Source organism: Dyella halodurans, assembly GCF_026283925.1.
Lineage (GTDB): Bacteria > Pseudomonadota > Gammaproteobacteria > Xanthomonadales > Rhodanobacteraceae > Dyella > Dyella halodurans.
Genome location: NZ_JAPDPF010000001.1, coordinates 285141 through 301336 on the forward strand (window position 1 = coordinate 285141; position 16196 = coordinate 301336).

The following is a 16196-nucleotide window of genomic DNA, read 5'->3' on the forward strand; positions in this document are numbered from 1 at the left end:
GCACCGGTCAGACGATCGCCGGCAAGGTGTCGATGCCGGCATCGATGGCGGCCTGGTGGGTCAGGCAGCGTGGCAGGATGCGGGTGAAGTAGAACTTCGCCGTATCGCGCTTGGACTGCTTGAACGCCTCCTGCTGGCTGCTGCCGGCGAGGGCCGCCACGCTACGGGCCCACATGTAGGCGAGGGTGACGTAGCCGGAGTAGTACAGGTAGTCGTTCGCTGCGGCGCCCAGTTCTTCCGGGTTGCCCTGCACGCGCTGCGCCAGCGCCAGGGTGAGATCCGCCCACTGCTTGGCATAGGTGGCCAGCGGCGCGATCAGCTCACGCAGCGCTGCGTCCTGCGCGTGCTGCTGGCAGAACGCCTGGATTTCCTTGAGGAAGATCTTGAAGCCAGCGCCTTGCAGCTGGAGGATCTTGCGGCCCAGCAGGTCGGCGGCCTGGATGCCGGTGGTGCCTTCGTACAAGGTGATGATGCGGGCATCGCGCACGAATTGCTCCACCCCGTTCTCGGCGATGTAGCCATGGCCGCCGTAGACTTGCAGCGCTTCCTTGGTGCTTTCCTGGGCCAGCTCGGTCACCAAGCCCTTGGCGATCGGGATCAGGAAGGCGACCAGGTCACTGGCCTGCTTGCGCGTGGCTTCGTCGGCACCGCGTGCTTCCACGTCAGTCTGCAACGAGGTGTACAGCAGCAAGGCGCGCGAGCCTTCGGCGATGGCGCGCTGGGTGAGCAGCATGCGACGCACGTCCGGCTGCACCAGCAGGTTGTCGGCCGGCTTGTCCGGGAACTTCGGACCCGACAGCGAACGCGACTGCAGGCGCTCACGGGCGTAGTTGCTGCTGTTCTGCAGCGCGCGTTCGGTCAGCGCCAGGCCCTGCACGCCGACGCCAAGGCGCGCGGCATTCATCATGGTGAACATGGCAGCCAGGCCCTTGTGCGGCTGGCCGATCAGATAGCCTTCGGCGGCGTCGAAGTTCATCACGCAGGTGGCCGAACCGCGCAGGCCCATCTTGTGCTCGATCGCGCCCGCGGCCACGGCGTTGCGCGCGCCGAGCGAGCCATCCGCGTTCACCTTGAACTTCGGCACGATGAACATCGAGATGCCGCGGCTGCCGGCCGGTGCATCCGGCAGGCGGGCCAGTACCAGGTGGATGATGTTCTCGGTGAGGTCATGCTCGCCAGCGCTGATGAAGATCTTGGTGCCGGTGATCTTGTAGCTGTCGTTCTCCGCGGTTTCGGCGCGGGTCTTGAGCAGGCCAAGGTCGGAACCGGCCTGCGGCTCGGTCAGGCACATGGTGCCGGTCCAGCGGCCTTCCACGATCGGCTTGAGGTAGGTGTTCTGCTGCTCCTCGGTGCCGTGCAGCTCCATCGCGTGGCAGGCGCCTTCGGACAGCAGCGGGTACAGGCTCCACGACAGGTTGCCCGACTGGAAGATCTCGGTGGTGGCCGTGCCGATGGTGTTCGGCAGGGCCTGGCCGCCGAAGTGCTCGGCCTGGGTCAGGCCGGTCCAGCCACCGTCGGCGAACGCCTTGAAGGCCGCCTTGAAACCCTTCGGCGTGGTTACCGTCTGGGTGGCCTTGTCGAAGTGGCAGCCTTCCTCGTCGCCACTGGCATTGGTCGGCGCCAACACCGCTTCGCTCAGGCGGCCGGCTTCTTCCAGCACGGCGTCCAGCAGATCGCGCGTGTGGCCTTCGCCACCTTGCAGCTTGGTGAGGACGGCTTCAGCACCAAGCACGTCAAAGAGGGCGAAACGCTGGTCGTCGAGCGGAGCCTTGTAAATGGTCATGGCGTAAGTCCTTCGTGGGTAATGCGGGCGCCAGGGATCAGCGCCAGGTATTGGGGATGCCCGGCACCGGCGAAAGCCAGTCGTTGCCGTGGAAACTGAAATCGCGCGCCGCCTTTTCCTGCTCCGGCTGGGCGCTGGCGCTGCCAGAGACGGTGTAGGCCAGGCTGCCCGCGCTGCCCTTGCTGACGGTGGCCTTGAGCGCGGCGGTCATCTCGGGGGTGGCGAGCAGGTTGATCTGGGTGACATCCGCGGCGAACGGGGGGATGTCCAGGTCGAAGCTGGTGTGCAGGCGTACCGGCACCAGGTCGGCCACCTTCAGCTCACCGTCGATGGAACGGAAATCCATGCCGCCATAGCTGTTGTTCTGGATGCGCAGGGTGAGCTGCCACTGCCCATTCGGCCGCAAGGCCACTTCCTGGAGCGTCACCGTCGGCGGAAACACGCTCTTGCGTGGCGGCCCGCAGGCCACCAGTCCAGCCACCAGAACACCGAGCGCCACACAGCGAAGCAGTCGTCTCATGGATTCACCTCAAACGATTGTTTGAATCTTAGCAGGAGGACTGAGGCGTCTGTCACCTGCCCAAGGCGTCCACGTTCGATTTCGCTGCATGGTGCGGCGAACACCGTCATCCCCGCATGATGGAGTCGGCCGTGCGCCGGGAGGTTCCCATTGCGCGCTGCAGCAGGCATCATCATCGGCTTCCCCAATCTCCGCTTGGCCCTCATGACCCGACGTATCGCTGCCCGCCGCTCGCCCATCCATGGCAATGGCGTTTTTGCCGTCGCCCCGATCAAGAAGGGCGAGGAAGTCATTGAGTACAAGGGCACGTTGATGACCCACGCCGAAGCCGACGTGCTGTACGGCGATGGCGGCGAGACCGGCCACACCTTCCTGTTCACGCTCAACGACGAATACCTGATCGACGCCAACCGCAAGGGCAATACGGCGCGCTGGATCAACCACAGCTGCGATCCGAACTGCCAGGCCCTGATCGAGGAAAACGCGAACGGCGATCCGCGCAAGGACCGCGTGCTGATTGAGGCGATCCGCAACATCAAGCCGGGCGAAGAGCTGACCTACGACTACGGCATCACCCTGGACGTGCCGCATACGGCGCGCCTGAAGAAGTTGTGGGAATGCCGCTGCGGCTCGAAGAAGTGCACGGGGACCTTGCTCAAGTCCAAGCGCTGACCGCTGTCGCTTCTGCCCCTTCTCCCCTTTGGGGAGAAGGTTGGGATGAGGGGCGGGTGCTCGCGATCACGTGATGACCAAGCGATATCGCCAGCTTGCCGCTTACGCAGCGGGCGTTTCGACTGCCTGCCGGCAGCCGAGTCACTTTTCTTTTGCTGGCCCAAAAGAAAAGTAACCCAAAGAAAATGGCCTGAAGAGCTCATAGCATTGCGTGGGATGCGAGCCTGACGGGCGAGGCCAGCCGGATAGGTGGCGGCCCATGGCCGACACACAGCGGCTACACCGCAACGCGCCGAAGCGGAGAGGGCTTAAAGCATGGGCTTGCCGTTTTGTCGCAACATGAGCTGGTGACATGGCTCGGTCGTCGCGCTATCGCAAGATTGGCCCCTCATCCCAACCTTCTCCCCGGAGTGGAGAAGGACTAAGTGCAGGTGACTCGGTGCGTGAGGGGGGAGCCGCCCAATCACCCATCCGCAGGATACGCAATCCCCACCACCTCCACGGTGAGATCACCCGCCGGCCGATGCCACACCACTTCATCGCCCACACGCGCCCCTAACAGCGCCGTGGCCAGCGGCGACACATAGCTGACCAGCCCGTGCTCGACATCGGCTTCGTCCTCGCCGACGAGGCGGTAGCGGGCCTGGCCTTCGTCGCTGTCGACGATGACTTCGGCGCCGAAGGCGACGCGGTCGCGTGGCTGCTGCGGCACATCCACTTCGATGGCGCTGCCTACGCGCGCGCTAAGCCAGCGCAGGTCGCGCTCGACCGCGGCGAGTTCGCCTTGTACCGACAGCAAGTCGCTATTGGCACGCAGCGCGTCGCGGCGCTCGCGCGCGTCGATCATGCGCGCACGCAATTGCTCCAGGCCGCGTGGCGTCACGTAGTTGGGATGTTCGCTTAGCGGGATGTCCGGCAGGCGTTCGCCGACGGACTCGTCCGCATCCTTCACAAAGGCGCGGCTCATCTCATGCCTCCGGCGCCGGGTGCGCCGGCGCATGTTCTGTTGATTCACATGGCGGCGATACCGCCGCGCATCAAGCGCCACGCAGGTCTCGGCGACGTGCGCGGCTGCTGCCGCGCACGTCATCGAGCCGCTCAGGATCAGTCGTCTTCCACGTGCGGCTTCCAGGCCTCGGTGAGCTGCTTTTGCACCGGTGGCGGCACCGGCTCGTAGTGGCTCAGGTCCAGGCTGTAGCGGCCGCGGCCGCCGGTCATGGCCTTCAGCTCGGTGGGGTAGTCGGTGAGTTCGGCGAGCGGTGCCTGGGCCTTGATGACCAGCTCGCCGCCGCGCAGCGAATCGGTGCCAAGGATGCGCGCGCGTTTGCCGGCGAGGCCGCCGGTCACATCGCCCACGCTGGCTTCGGGAATCGCCACTTCGACGTCCACGATCGGCTCGAGCACGATCGGGCGCGCCTTGCCGACGGCATCGAGGAACGCCTTCTTTCCCGCACTGACGAAGGCCACTTCCTTGGAGTCCACCGGATGGTACTTGCCGTCGTACACGGTCACGCGCAGGTCCTGGATCGGGAAGCCGGCGACGGCGCCGGTTTCCAGCGCCTGGCGCACGCCTTTCTCGATGGCCGGCAGGAACTGGCCGGGAATCACGCCGCCTTTCACCGCATCGACAAACTCGAAGCCGGCGCCACGGTCGAGCGGCTCCACGCGCAGAAATACTTCACCGAACTGGCCCGCGCCACCGGTCTGCTTCTTGTGGCGATGATGGCCTTCCGCGTGGCCGGCAATTGTTTCGCGATAGGCGATGCGCGGCGGGTGGGTGGTGACCTCCACGCCATAGCGTTCCTTCATGCGTTCGAGCATCACTTTCAGATGCAGGTCGGACAGGCCGCGCACCACGGTTTCGTTGAGTTCCTTGTGATGTTCCATGCGAAAGCACGGGTCCTCTTCGGACAGGCGCGCCAGTGCTTGCGACAACTTCTGCTCCTGCCCCTTGTGCTTGGGTTCCAGCGCCAGCCCGAACATCGGCTGCGGGAACTGCATCGGCGAGAGACGGATGCTGTCTTCGTCATGCGAGTCGTGCAGCACGGCGTCGAAGTGGATTTCCTCCACCTTGGCGATCGCGGCGATATCGCCGGGAATCGCCCGCTCGATCTCTTCATGCGTCTTGCCGCGCAGGCGAAACAGGTGCCCAACTTTGAACGGCTTCTTGTTGTCGTCAATGTACAACTGGGTGTCGCGGCGAATCGTGCCCTGCCATACGCGAAACACGCCGAGCTTGCCGACGAAAGGGTCGTTGACGATCTTGAAGACGTCGGCGATCACGTGCTGGGCGGGATCGGCATTGACCGTGATGCGTTCGCCTTCACCATTGACGAAGGGCGGCGGATTCCCTTCGGCGGGGTTGGGCAGCAGTCGCTCGGCGAGTTCGAGAAACTCCTTCACGCCAGCGCCGGTGCGCGCGCTGATGAAACAGATGGGAATCAGGTGACCTTCCCGCAGGCATTGTTCGAAAGCGTCGTGCAGTTCCTGCGGGCTGAGGTCGCCCTCGCCCGAATCGAGGTAGTGCCCCATTACCGCTTCGTTGATTTCCACCACCTGATCGAGAATGCGCTGGTGCGCTTCGGCCAGGGAGGAGAAATCCGTGGTGCCCTTGTCGTGGAAGAAGCAATCCAGCACATGCTTGCCGCCCAGGCATGGCAGGTTTACCGGCAGGCATTGCGTGCCGAATTCCTCGCGCAGTGCGTCGACCAGCGCGCCGAGCTTGGCGCCTTCGAAATCGATCTTGTTGACGACGATGACGCGCGCAAGGCGACGTTGCGCGGCGCGCTCCAGCATGCGTCGCGTGCCGTATTCGATACCGTTGATGGCATTGACCACGACGGCGATGGTTTCGGCGGCGGCAAACGAGGAAAGCGTCGGGCCGCGGAAGTCCGTATAGCCGGCCGTATCGATCAGGTTGATGTGGCTGCCGCCGTAGGGAACGCTGGCGATGGCGCTGTCGATGGAGTGGCCGCGCGCCTTTTCCTGGCTGTCGGTATCCGATTGGGTGGTGCCTTTTTCAACCGAGCCCTGCGCCTGGATCACACCGCCGGCATGCAGCAGGGCCTCGAACAGGCTGGTCTTGCCGGCACCAGCATGGCCGGTGAGTGCGATGTTGCGGATATTTTCCGTGTTGTACGACACGATGCGACCCTCCTTTGCAGGGCGCGGGATCGTGCCGACGATGGGCGCCGCACGAAGCCGCACAAGCGACTGACGATGGCGGGCCGTCATGGTCGTCCAGGCGTGCGGGACGCGGGGGCGGTCATGGCGGGTACGGTGGTGGGAACCGTTTGCATAGCCTTGAGCCAATGCCGCGCGGGGTCAAGTTGCACTGCGGGGCAGGGAACCGAAGCACCGGCTTGCTTGTCAGCATCAGTCTCCCCCTCGCGCAGCCTGAAGGAAGCAGGCAGCGCGGTTTTTCCTATGCAAGACGGAAGGGACTCGTCATCGAGCACACCGAGCAGGTCGAACATCATCGCTGGACGTCGCCCGACCCCCTGAAGCGCGGGCTGGCCCCACTCGATGGCCCCACCCGCGCACTGTTGCACCAGTTGCGCTGGCGCAAGGCGCCGCCAAACCGGCGACGCCAAGGGGTGGCCTTGGGCCTGGTGTTGCTGCTGCATGGCCTGTTCGGGCTGCTTACCTGGCACGAGCTGCGCCTGCACAACCTGTCGGCGGTGGCTTATCGGCGCGACCACGCCCTGCAGGTTCGCCTGATCCCGCGCCCCGCCATTCGCCCCACCACCGAGCTGGCCCCGCTGGCACTGCCGCCACCGCCGGCCCCGATCGTCGCCATGCCGCATGAGGTCGTGAAGCCACCTCCGGTACACGAGGCGCCGGCCAAAAGCGCGATGACCGTGAGCATGCCCCCGGCTGCGCCGGCGCCCGCACCGGCGCCGGCACCCCAGCCTTACGAGGCGTCGCCACAGCCGCCGTTGCCGTCCGCCAGCAGTGCCGCTGCTGCCGAGGCACCTGGCTACGTGCAGCGGATGCCGCAAGGCGATGCCAAGGTGATGCAGCACGCGAGCCCGATCACCTACAAGCCGACGCGCTTCGAGGAGGGCTTCTCCCACGGCGGCAGCAGCGTCGACGATGCGTTGCAGCGTGCCGTGGACAGCACGACCGTGAAGAAGACCTTCCACATCGCGCCTGGCGTGCGCATCCACTGTGCGATCTCGTTTGCTGCGCTGGCGGGTGGTTGCGGCGGCGATCCGCCGCCCCCGCCGTCGTCCAAGAGTGCCGACATGCGCCTCAACATGGCGCCCGCCAGTGCGCTGGCCCCGAGCACGTCGACGCCGCCCCCGCCGAGCGTGGACGAGTGCATTGCCATCTACCGTGCCGACAAACCTTTGCCGCAGGGCTGCCCCGTCGATACGCCTACGCGGTCCGTCGATGCCGAGCTGCGTGAACGCGCAGCACACCCGGCGGAGCAGAGCGGCGGATAGCCATTGGCAGGCGATGCGCGGGGGCTTCTCAGATAGCCCGGGTCGCCGGCTACACTTGCCCCATGGACAGGGAATCCTCCGCCCGGCTGACTGTGTCGCTTCCGTCGCCCAAGTCAGCGGCGGAGGGCGGTGCCGTGTATCGCCGCCGGCGAGCCGAGCGACCGCGCGATCGCTGGTTGCGCATCCTGGCCCTGGTAGGGGCGCTCGTCGTCCACCTGGTGTTTCTGGTCGGTGTGATCCTGGGTCCGGCCTATGAGCAGGAAGAGCCCAACGAAGCATCCACCACGGCGCTGCAAGTCCGGTTGATCGAGAAAAAGCAGGAAGAGCCACCACCGCCCCCGCCTGTGCGTGGCACGCCACCCAGGCAGGTAGGGCCGATCCATCGCGGAAACGCCGCGAACGCGCCGCGCACGGTGAAGCGCAGCACGCCGGCAACGCGCACCAACAACGACATCTCGCCGGTACCCGTACCGGCGCTGGAGATACCGGTGATTGCCACGGCCGCGAAGCCGACCGGGCCAAAACCGGAAATCACCGCCGCGCCGTTGCCGCCGGTCACCGTGCCCAAGCCGGCAGCCACGAAAGAGCTGCAGCCGGTGCCGACGGCGGCCCAGCCGCCGCAGGTTGCGCTGGAGACGCCGCCGGTGTCGCTGCCGGTGCCGCCGAAGTTCCAGCCCGAGCCCGTGCGCAAGCCGCAACTGGAAGGCAACGAGCCGGTACCGCCGCCGGCGTCGCTGGCGATACCCGAGATCCCGCCGCAATCGGCACCCGTGGTGGAGGCGCCCACCGTCGCCATGGAGAAGGCGGCGCCGGCAAATACGCCGCCCAGCGTGGCGGCCGTGGCACGGCCGGAGCAGCCCGCTGCGCCGCCTGAGCCGGAGACGCAGGCCGTGCCGATACCGGCCCAGCCCGCCCCGACGGTCAACCTGCAACCTGAGCCCAGTACCGTCACGCCGGTGGTGTCGCGCGAGCGCCCGCAGATCCAGGCGCCCGCCATCCAGGTGGCGGAGCCCGAACTCGAAGCGGTCCCGCTGCCGCCGAACCCGCAGCCGAGCCTGGAACGACCGCAGGCGCCGCGCCTTGAGACGGCCGCGCCCAAAGCGATCGCGCTGGAGAACACGCCGGCAATCGAACGCCCGCAGATCTCCACTGAGCAACCCTCCGCCGCACCGAGCCCGGCAAGCGCGGCTCCCGCCTCGACACCCTCGGCAGCGCCATCGCCAAGCGCGGCGGCCGCCCAGGAAAGCACCGCCAGCAGCGAGAGCAGCAAGTCGGCGGGCCAGCAGGGCGCCAGCAGTGCACCCAACGCCACGCCACAGGGCAGTAGCGCGGGGACGCCCGGACAGCCCAGCGGCGTGAACCAGTCACCCGCCGTGGCTGGCAAGAACGGATTGAATCTGTCGGTGCCCCCTGGCCAGGGCAATGGCCAGGGACAAGCAGGGCAGCAAGGTCAGAACGAGTCCGGCGGGCCCACGGGCACCTATGTCCAGCTCAAGCCTCACGGCAATACCGAAATCATGTCGCATGGCACGCCCAACATCGGCTACGAGTCGACGCGTTTCGAGAAGGACTGGACGCCGGAGGGTGAGAGCTCGATCGATACGGCGCTGCGCCATGCAGTGGAAAAAACCACCATGCGGCATACCTTCCACTTGCCGCGTGGCGTGCGCGTCGAGTGCGTGGTGATGCCGTTGTTCCCGATGGCCTTGTTCGGTTGTGGCAATGGCGATCCGCCGCCGAAGCCGGTGGACGACGTCGTCTACCAACGCATGAAGCTTGCACCGAGCAATCCGCTGGTAACGCCGGCACCGGCAGCCACCCAGGCAGCACCAGTGATCGCCACGGCCAAGCTGGACAACAGCGCGCAGTGCGCCGCGGCGCGGGTGGGCGGCGGGCCGCTGCCGCCAGGGTGCGAAGTGGATCCACCTGCGGTGAATCCGGCGCCGGCGCGGGCGGGCAGTACCTGGGTGCCCGCGAGTGATCAGTTTCACTGAGGCGATGGCGGTTGGTTGGCGGGATTCAGGTGCATCACGTTGTTGTTCATCGTCACCGCGAGGTACGACCAAATGGCGAGGTCATTTAGCCACCGCCTCTCGTGCTTCTCTGCGAAGGCCGCAGGGGCATGGCGATTGCAGAGCTGGTCGACTTGCTTCGATGTGATCTCCGCCCGCCCCCATGCGACGATCGAGCGCCGCCGGGATGACGCAGCGAAACGCTGCGCAAAAGCGTCGGCAAGCCTAACAATGGCCATCCAAATCAGCTTTACTAACCATCCGCCCATGGCCACTCCGACATCGCACCTATCCATGCCAAGCCCTGCACACTTCATGCGAATCCTCGCGCGATGACGCCGTCCGTCGTCGTCACCCCGCTTGCCATGGCGCCCCTGAATACGCGCATTGCCTTCCTGCTGGAGCTGGCGCGCCGTCTTCATCAGTACGGCACGGCGGCGCCACGCCTCGAGGGGGCCATCGCCGGATCGGCGCAGCGGCTTGGGCTGATTGCCGATGTCTGGTCCAGTCCGACCGCGATCATCATCTCGTTTACCGATCTGGCGCAGAGCGAGCAGGATGTGGCCCAGGTCACCCAGGTCATGCGCCTGGCGCCGGGTGACGTGAACCTGGCGCGCCTGTGCGATGCCGACGCCATCGCCGACAAGGTGATTGCCGGTGACATGGAGCTACGCGAAGGTTTTCGGCTGCTGCGGGAACTGGGTCGTCCGGATACGCGCCGCGCACAGGCCGGCGTGATCGCCAGCTACGGGCTGGCGGCGGCCACCGTGGTGGCCTTGCTGCTGCACAGCTCGTGGGCGGATCTGCTGGCGGCGGCGTCCATCGGCCTGATTATCGGCGTCATTACCGTGCTGTCGGCGACACGACCTCGCCTGGCGGTGGCGAGCGAGGCGATCAGCGCCATGGTGGCCACCGTCATTGCCATCATGGTCAGCCAGTTCGTGGTGCCGCTGGCGATCAAGTCGGTGATCCTGGCTGGCCTGATCGTCCTGATGCCAGGCATGGCGCTCACCACCGCCGTGCGCGAGATTTCCAGCCAGCACCTGGTGGCCGGTGTGGCGCGCATGGGCGGAGCCATTGCGACGCTGATCAAGCTGACCTTCGGTACCGTGGCAGGCACCCAGCTGTGCAGCGCGCTCGGTGTGGTGGGACGCGACTATGCCTTGCCGCCACTGCCGCCGTGGACGGATTACCCGGCCCTGTTGATGGGCGCCTTTGCGTTTGCCATTTCGTTTCGCGCAGCGCGACGCGACTGGCTGGTAGTGATGGCGGCGGTGGTGCTCGGTTATCTGGTGACGCGCTGGGGCGGTGCGTTTGCGGGAAATATCCCCGCGGCGCCGTTTGGCGTATTCCTAGGTGGCCTGACGCTGAGCAGTCTGGCCAACCTGTATGCGCGCTTCGTGCATCGCCCGGGCGCGGTCATACGAGAACCCGGGATTATCTTGCTGGTGCCAGGCAGTGTCGGCTACCGCAGCGCGTCCTATTTGCTGGAACGTGACACCAGCCTGGGCATGGATACGACGATGTTGTTGATCACCTTGTTGATTGCACTGGTGGCGGGGTTGTTGTTTGGAGATCTCCTGATTGCTCCGCGCCGCTCGCTCTGAATTGCAGGCGGAATAAAAAACGCCGGCGCAAGGCCGGCGTTTTCATAATCGGTGAAGTGCGGCAATCAGATCGCCAGGTCCTTTTCCTTCTTGCCAGCCTTCAGCGCGTCATTGAACCAGCGCGGACGCTTGCCGCGGCCGGACCAGGTCTGCTCCGGATCGGCGGGATTGCGGTATTTTGGCGCCACCGTGCCACCACTGCGACGGGTCTTGGCGCGGCCGGTGCCGAAGATATCCTCGAATGCGTAGCCCTCGGCCTTGATCAGCGCGTGAATCTTTTCACGCAGCTTGGCGACCTTTTCCTTGCGCAGTTCATTCTGGCGCAGCTGAGCCTTGCTGATCAGCTCATTGAGCTGATTGTGATTGAGATTCTTGATATCAACTGCCATGAGCAACTCCCGGCGGTGAGTATTGGCGATAAATGGGCATCGCCGATATGGGACGATGCGTCTTCGAATGATTTTTGATTCTCCAACATGTGCATTGCAATTGCAAAGCGCGGTCAATCGGCGAAACCATTTTTACTGGCCCCATTAGCAATGAATCTGCATTGAATGGAGAAATACATGGATTTCGGGTATTCAAGAAAGTTCACCATGGCCGGTGGCCGACGCTGACGTAAATAAAAACGGCCGCGAATGGCGGCCGTTTTCATGGATCTTGTAGCGGTTGGCTTAGCCCAGCAGGGAGAGCAGCTCGTCCTGCGTAATGGCGCGGCTTTCCGCGGCATCGCGCGCGCGGTATTCCAGCGTGCCGGCGGCCATGCCGCGTTCGCTGATAACGACGCGATGGGGAATACCGATTAATTCCATGTCGGCGAACATCGCGCCGGGGCGAAGGCCACGGTCGTCCAGCACGGCTTCAATGCCGCGCTCATTCAGCTGCTTATAAAGCGCATCAGCGGCCTGGGTGATGTCCGGCGAGTTCTTGGGATTGATCACGCACACGGCAATGCGCCACGGCGCCATGGCTTCGGGCCAGATCATGCCGGCGTCATCGTGGCGCTGCTCGATCGCCGCGGCGACGATACGGCTGACGCCAATGCCGTAGCAGCCCATGTACATGACTTGGGCCTTGCCGTTTTCGTCCAGCACGGTGGCCCTGAGTGCCTCGGCGTACTTCTGGCCGAGCTGGAAGACGTGGCCCACTTCGATGCCGCGCGCGATCCGCAGGTTGCCGTGGCCATCCGGCGAGGCGTCACCTTCGACCACCTTGCGGATGTCCTCGACGCGCGTGATGCGCGCATCGCGGTCCCAGTTGGCGCCGGTGTAATGGGTGCCATCCTGATTGCCGCCGCAGACGAAATCGGCGAGCACGGCGGCGCTGCGATCGACGATGACCGGCACCGAGGCGGGCAGGCCGACGGGGCCGAGGAAGCCAGGGCGGGTGCCGGTCAGTGCAAGGATCTCTTCCTCGCTGGCCAGTTCCGACGCACCCGGCAGTTCGGCCAGGTTGCCGGCCTTAACTTCGTTGACCTCATGGTCGCCACGCACGCACAGTGCGACCAGCCCTTCGCCGCCGCGCACCAGGATGGTCTTCACGCACTGCTGCGGCGAAACCTTGAGGAACGCAGCCACTTCGTCGATGGTTTTCTGCGTGGGCGTGTCCACGCGCTGCAGGGCGGCCGTCGGGGCGGGGCGCTCGATGGCCGGCGCCAGCGCCTCGGCCTTTTCGATATTGGCCGCGTAGTCGGAGCCGTCGGAAAACGCGATGGCGTCTTCGCCCGAGTCGGCCAGGACCTGGAACTCATGGCTGGCGTTGCCGCCGATGGCGCCGGTGTCGGCCTGCACGGCGCGGAACTTCAGGCCCAGGCGGGTGAAGATGCGCGAGTAGGCCTGGTACATCACGTCGTAGGTTTCGGCCAGCGAATCAGGCGTGAGATGGAAGGAGTAGGCGTCCTTCATCAGGAACTCGCGCGCGCGCATCACGCCGAAGCGCGGACGGATCTCGTCGCGGAACTTGGTCTGGATCTGATAGAAGTTGAGCGGCAGCTGCTTGTAGCTTTTCAGCTCGTTGCGCGCGAAGTCGGTGATGACTTCCTCGTGCGTGGGGCCGTAGCAGAACTCCTGCTCCTTGCGATCCTTGATCTTCAGCAACTGGCCGCCGAATTTCTCCCAGCGGCCGGTTTCTTCCCACAGCTCCCTGGGCTGCACGGAAGGCATCAGCATCTCGATGGCGCCGGCGCGGTTCATTTCCTCGCGCACGACCTGTTCCACCTTGCGCAGTACGCGCAGGCCCAGCGGCGACCAGGTGTACAGGCCGGAGGCGAGCTTGCGGATCATGCCGGCACGCAGCATCAGCCGGTGGCTGGCGATTTCGGCGTCGGCGGGGACTTCCTTGACGGTGGCCAAGTGGAACTGGCTAAGGCGCATGCGAGCGGATCCGGCGGGTTAAAAGAGGCCGATTATAGCGATCCGCGATGCCGACTCAGCGGATTCGGGCCACTCGAATGGTGTCGAGGGCCCGAATTTCCGGGAATCGTTGGCTGGCTCAGCCGCCCGAGCAGTACTGCTGGTACTGGGCCTCGGAACTGGCTTGCTGCTGTTTGCGCTGGTCGGCGCTCATCACCTTCTGCTGGCCGCCCTCGTCCATGACCACGGGGGCGCTGCCCTTGAGGGTCTCAAGGTTGCTTTTCAGCGAGGTGCACAGCTTGGCCCGGTTCTCCGGGGTATCGGCTACGGGCTGGGTCGAAGGCTTCGCGCTCGATTCACCCTCACCCTCCGGGTTGGCCTTAGGCGCGGGCTGAGCCAACGGTTCCACCGTACCCGTGGTGGTGACCTTCTTGTAGTTGGTGCCCTGCGGCGGGGGAGCGTCGGAGTAATGCACGGTGCCGCTGGCGTCCGTCCACTTATAGGCCTGGGCGGCAACCAGGGGCGCAACGAGCAGTAACGCGGCGGCGATCAGCAGGCGGCGCATCGGGTTCTCCAAGGCTTTGGACAAGGTGCACAAGTTAACAACCCCCTTCGACCGGACTCAAGCGGCGGATGGTTTACACTGCGCGCATTCCGTCACGGATTGATTCATGAGCGACAGTACGCCAGTCCGCCCCCCGCGTCATAGGGGCATTTACCTGCTGCCGAACCTGTTCACCACTGGCGCCATGTTCGCCGGCTTCTACGCGATCGTCGTAAGCATCGGTGGCGACTTCAGCTCGGCCGCCATTGCCGTGTTCGTGGCCGCATTGCTGGACGGCATGGACGGCCGGGTGGCCCGCCTGACCGGCACGCAGACCGAGTTCGGCGTGCAATACGACTCGCTGTCCGATCTGGTCAGCTTCGGCTTGGCGCCGGCCCTGGTCATGTACACGTGGTCGCTGTCCACGCTGAGGGACTTCGGTCCGACCTGGGGCAAGATCGGTTGGGCCGCCGCCTTCATCTACGCCGCTTGCGCCGCCTTGCGCCTGGCTCGCTTCAATACCCAGGTGGCGGTGATCGACAAGCGCTATTTCCAGGGCCTGGCCAGTCCGGCTGCGGCTGCGGTGTGCATGTCCTTTGTCTGGAGCATGGACAAGTTCGGCATCCTCGGCGAAGAGGTGTGTTTCGTCACCATGGTGATGGCCGTGGTGGTCGGCCTGCTGATGGTGAGCCGCTTCCGCTACTACAGCTTCAAGTCGCTGCCGATGGGCGATCGCGTGCCGTTCCTGTGGATCATCATCGGCGTGCTGATCCTGGTGCCGTTCTTCGTGGATCCGCCGCGGGTGCTGTTCGTGGTGTTCACGCTGTACCTGCTGTCCGGGCCGGTCATGACCCTGTGGGGTCGGGCGACCCGCCGCCGGCGTCGCGGGGCGGCTTGAGCATGGCCGCGCTGGCACCGGTCTCCTCGGCCCACCGTGCGCGCGTGCTGCGTGCCCTGGGTGTGACGCCGTGGGTGCGTCGCCTGCCGCCCGAAATCGTTACTGCAACCGCCGAGGTGACGCCCGCCGCCGTATCGTCGGGCGAATGCGTGGTGCTGTTGCCGGCGGGATGCTCGCAGCGCGAACTGGATCTGCTCGGGCGCGCCTTGATGACCAGTGGTGCGACCGTGGCGCGCGCGCCACGCATCGAAGTGAGCAAGGGCCAGTTGCCTGCAGCGCCGGAGGCTCGCGCCTATCTGGTGTTTGGCGAAGCACAGGCGCATGCGCTGGGTCGTGAGCTGCCTGCCGCGACGCTGAGCCGGGCGCATATCGTGCTGGCCGACGAACCGGCCGGCATCCTGGCCTCGGCGGCCGGCAAGCGTCGCCTGTGGAACGCGCTGCGCAGCCTGCGGCGTGCCCTGGCCGCACCCATGGAGTGATCGAGCATGGTCGCGGTGGCCCGTCCCCATGTCGAGATCCGCGCCATGCGGCGCGAAGACCTGCCCCTCGTCGCAGCGATGGAGGCCGCGTCCTACGACTTCCCGTGGTCACAGGGCATTTTCAGCGACTGTCTGAAGGCCGGTCATCCCTGCTGGGTGATGTGGGTCGACGGCGAGGCAGGGGGTTACGGGGTGCTGTCCGTCGCCGCAGGCGAAGCCCATGTGCTAAACGTGTGCGTGGGTCCCGGGCACCGCGGGCTAGGCCTGGGTCGGCTGCTGATGCGACGACTGCTCGATATCGCCCGCTGGAACGGCGCTACGCGCGTGTTCCTCGAAGTTCGGCCGTCCAATCCGATTGCGCAGAAGCTCTATGAATCGATGGGCTTTGGCGAAATCGGTCGCCGACCCAAGTACTACCCGGCCAGGCAGGGGCGCGAGGACGCCATTGTGATGGCGTTGGATTTGTCGCCGGCGTAACTCCGTCTCCCTCCTCTTACCGGGCACGCATCAAGATGCGTAGACGGTCTCATCGCCGAGCCGTGGAAATAGACGCGATAGCTTGCGATTTGGCAGCGGCTTCCACCGTCGGCGACCGTCTCATGCGTACCCGTCCGGCCGGCTGGCATCTTGGCCAACGAAAGGCCATGACCTGAATCATTGCCGACAGCCGGTTGGGTAAAACCCTACAGATAATGCAGGCGTTACATGGGTACCCCCACATGAACCAGGTGACGTAACGTTGGCCATCTCGCGTTCCCCGAGTGATGCGCGGATTCAAGCGCTTCGCATGGTCAGGATGAATACGCGCGCGCCGTGATGTCTTCATCCAGGGCAACGTAGCCCGGACTTCCAGCAAGGTTAATCGCGCCGCGTCAGGTTCCG

At 65.3% G+C, this 16196-nt stretch carries 15 protein-coding genes; 7 read left to right on the forward strand and 8 right to left on the reverse strand.

Annotation, left to right across the window (positions count from 1 at the left end):
- Positions 1–7 precede the first annotated feature (7 nt).
- Positions 8–1783: an acyl-CoA dehydrogenase C-terminal domain-containing protein gene (locus OUZ49_RS01250; RefSeq protein ID WP_266148090.1), complete on the reverse strand. Its 1776-nt coding sequence runs from the start codon at positions 1781–1783 to the stop codon at positions 8–10.
- Positions 1784–1820: 37 nt separating this feature from the next.
- On the reverse strand, positions 1821–2303 hold the full coding sequence (locus OUZ49_RS01255; protein WP_266148091.1) for a hypothetical protein: 483 nt from the start codon (positions 2301–2303) through the stop codon (positions 1821–1823).
- Between the two features lie 204 nt (positions 2304–2507).
- On the opposite strand from OUZ49_RS01255, the gene OUZ49_RS01260 reads away from it, so the two are divergent.
- On the forward strand, positions 2508–2975 hold the full coding sequence (locus OUZ49_RS01260; RefSeq protein WP_266148092.1) for an SET domain-containing protein: 468 nt from the start codon (positions 2508–2510) through the stop codon (positions 2973–2975).
- Between the two features lie 463 nt (positions 2976–3438).
- On the opposite strand, the gene OUZ49_RS01265 is transcribed toward OUZ49_RS01260, so the two are convergent.
- Entirely contained in the window at positions 3439–3942 is a 504-nt protein-coding gene (locus OUZ49_RS01265; protein ID WP_266148094.1) for a GreA/GreB family elongation factor, read from the reverse strand.
- 137 nt (positions 3943–4079) lie between these two features.
- Complete coding sequence (fusA, locus tag OUZ49_RS01270; protein ID WP_266148095.1) at positions 4080–6119, reverse strand: elongation factor G; 2040 nt, start codon at positions 6117–6119, stop codon at positions 4080–4082.
- A gap of 218 nt (positions 6120–6337) precedes the next feature.
- Between fusA and OUZ49_RS01275 the strand changes: the two genes are divergently transcribed.
- Together OUZ49_RS01275 and OUZ49_RS01280 are read left to right on the forward strand one after the other, a co-directional pair.
- Complete coding sequence (locus OUZ49_RS01275; protein ID WP_266148096.1) at positions 6338–7423, forward strand: hypothetical protein; 1086 nt, start codon at positions 6338–6340, stop codon at positions 7421–7423.
- Between the two features lie 134 nt (positions 7424–7557).
- Complete coding sequence (locus tag OUZ49_RS01280) at positions 7558–9417, forward strand: hypothetical protein (protein WP_266148097.1); 1860 nt, start codon at positions 7558–7560, stop codon at positions 9415–9417.
- Here OUZ49_RS01280 and OUZ49_RS01285 read toward each other — a convergent pair.
- Complete coding sequence (locus OUZ49_RS01285) at positions 9411–9704, reverse strand: hypothetical protein (RefSeq protein WP_266148098.1); 294 nt, start codon at positions 9702–9704, stop codon at positions 9411–9413. The two genes, OUZ49_RS01280 and OUZ49_RS01285, sit on opposite strands and share 7 nt — an antisense overlap.
- A gap of 63 nt (positions 9705–9767) precedes the next feature.
- On the opposite strand from OUZ49_RS01285, the gene OUZ49_RS01290 reads away from it, so the two are divergent.
- A complete protein-coding gene (locus OUZ49_RS01290; RefSeq protein ID WP_266148099.1) occupies positions 9768–11042 on the forward strand; it encodes a threonine/serine exporter family protein in 1275 nt (424 codons plus the stop codon).
- Between the two features lie 65 nt (positions 11043–11107).
- Here the strand turns inward: OUZ49_RS01290 and OUZ49_RS01295 are convergent, their stop codons facing one another.
- The 3 genes from OUZ49_RS01295 to OUZ49_RS01305 form a co-directional block, all read right to left on the reverse strand.
- The gene (locus OUZ49_RS01295; RefSeq protein ID WP_266148100.1) at positions 11108–11431 is read right to left on the reverse strand and encodes an H-NS histone family protein; all 324 of its coding nucleotides are present in this window, start codon (positions 11429–11431) and stop codon (positions 11108–11110) included.
- 285 nt (positions 11432–11716) lie between these two features.
- Positions 11717–13414, reverse strand: a complete 1698-nt coding sequence (locus tag OUZ49_RS01300; protein WP_266148101.1) for a proline--tRNA ligase — start codon at positions 13412–13414, stop codon at positions 11717–11719.
- Positions 13415–13532: 118 nt separating this feature from the next.
- Positions 13533–13958, reverse strand: a complete 426-nt coding sequence (locus tag OUZ49_RS01305) for a DUF4124 domain-containing protein (protein WP_266148103.1) — start codon at positions 13956–13958, stop codon at positions 13533–13535.
- 106 nt (positions 13959–14064) lie between these two features.
- On the opposite strand from OUZ49_RS01305, the gene pssA reads away from it, so the two are divergent.
- The 3 genes from pssA to rimI are packed head-to-tail and all read left to right on the forward strand — an operon-like array spanning position 14065 to position 15791.
- Positions 14065–14835: a CDP-diacylglycerol--serine O-phosphatidyltransferase gene (gene pssA, locus OUZ49_RS01310; RefSeq protein ID WP_266148104.1), complete on the forward strand. Its 771-nt coding sequence runs from the start codon at positions 14065–14067 to the stop codon at positions 14833–14835.
- A gap of 2 nt (positions 14836–14837) precedes the next feature.
- The gene (locus OUZ49_RS01315; protein WP_266148105.1) at positions 14838–15314 is read left to right on the forward strand and encodes a hypothetical protein; all 477 of its coding nucleotides are present in this window, start codon (positions 14838–14840) and stop codon (positions 15312–15314) included.
- A gap of 6 nt (positions 15315–15320) precedes the next feature.
- A complete protein-coding gene (rimI, locus tag OUZ49_RS01320) occupies positions 15321–15791 on the forward strand; it encodes a ribosomal protein S18-alanine N-acetyltransferase (protein WP_266148106.1) in 471 nt (156 codons plus the stop codon).
- Positions 15792–16196: the final 405 nt, after the last annotated feature.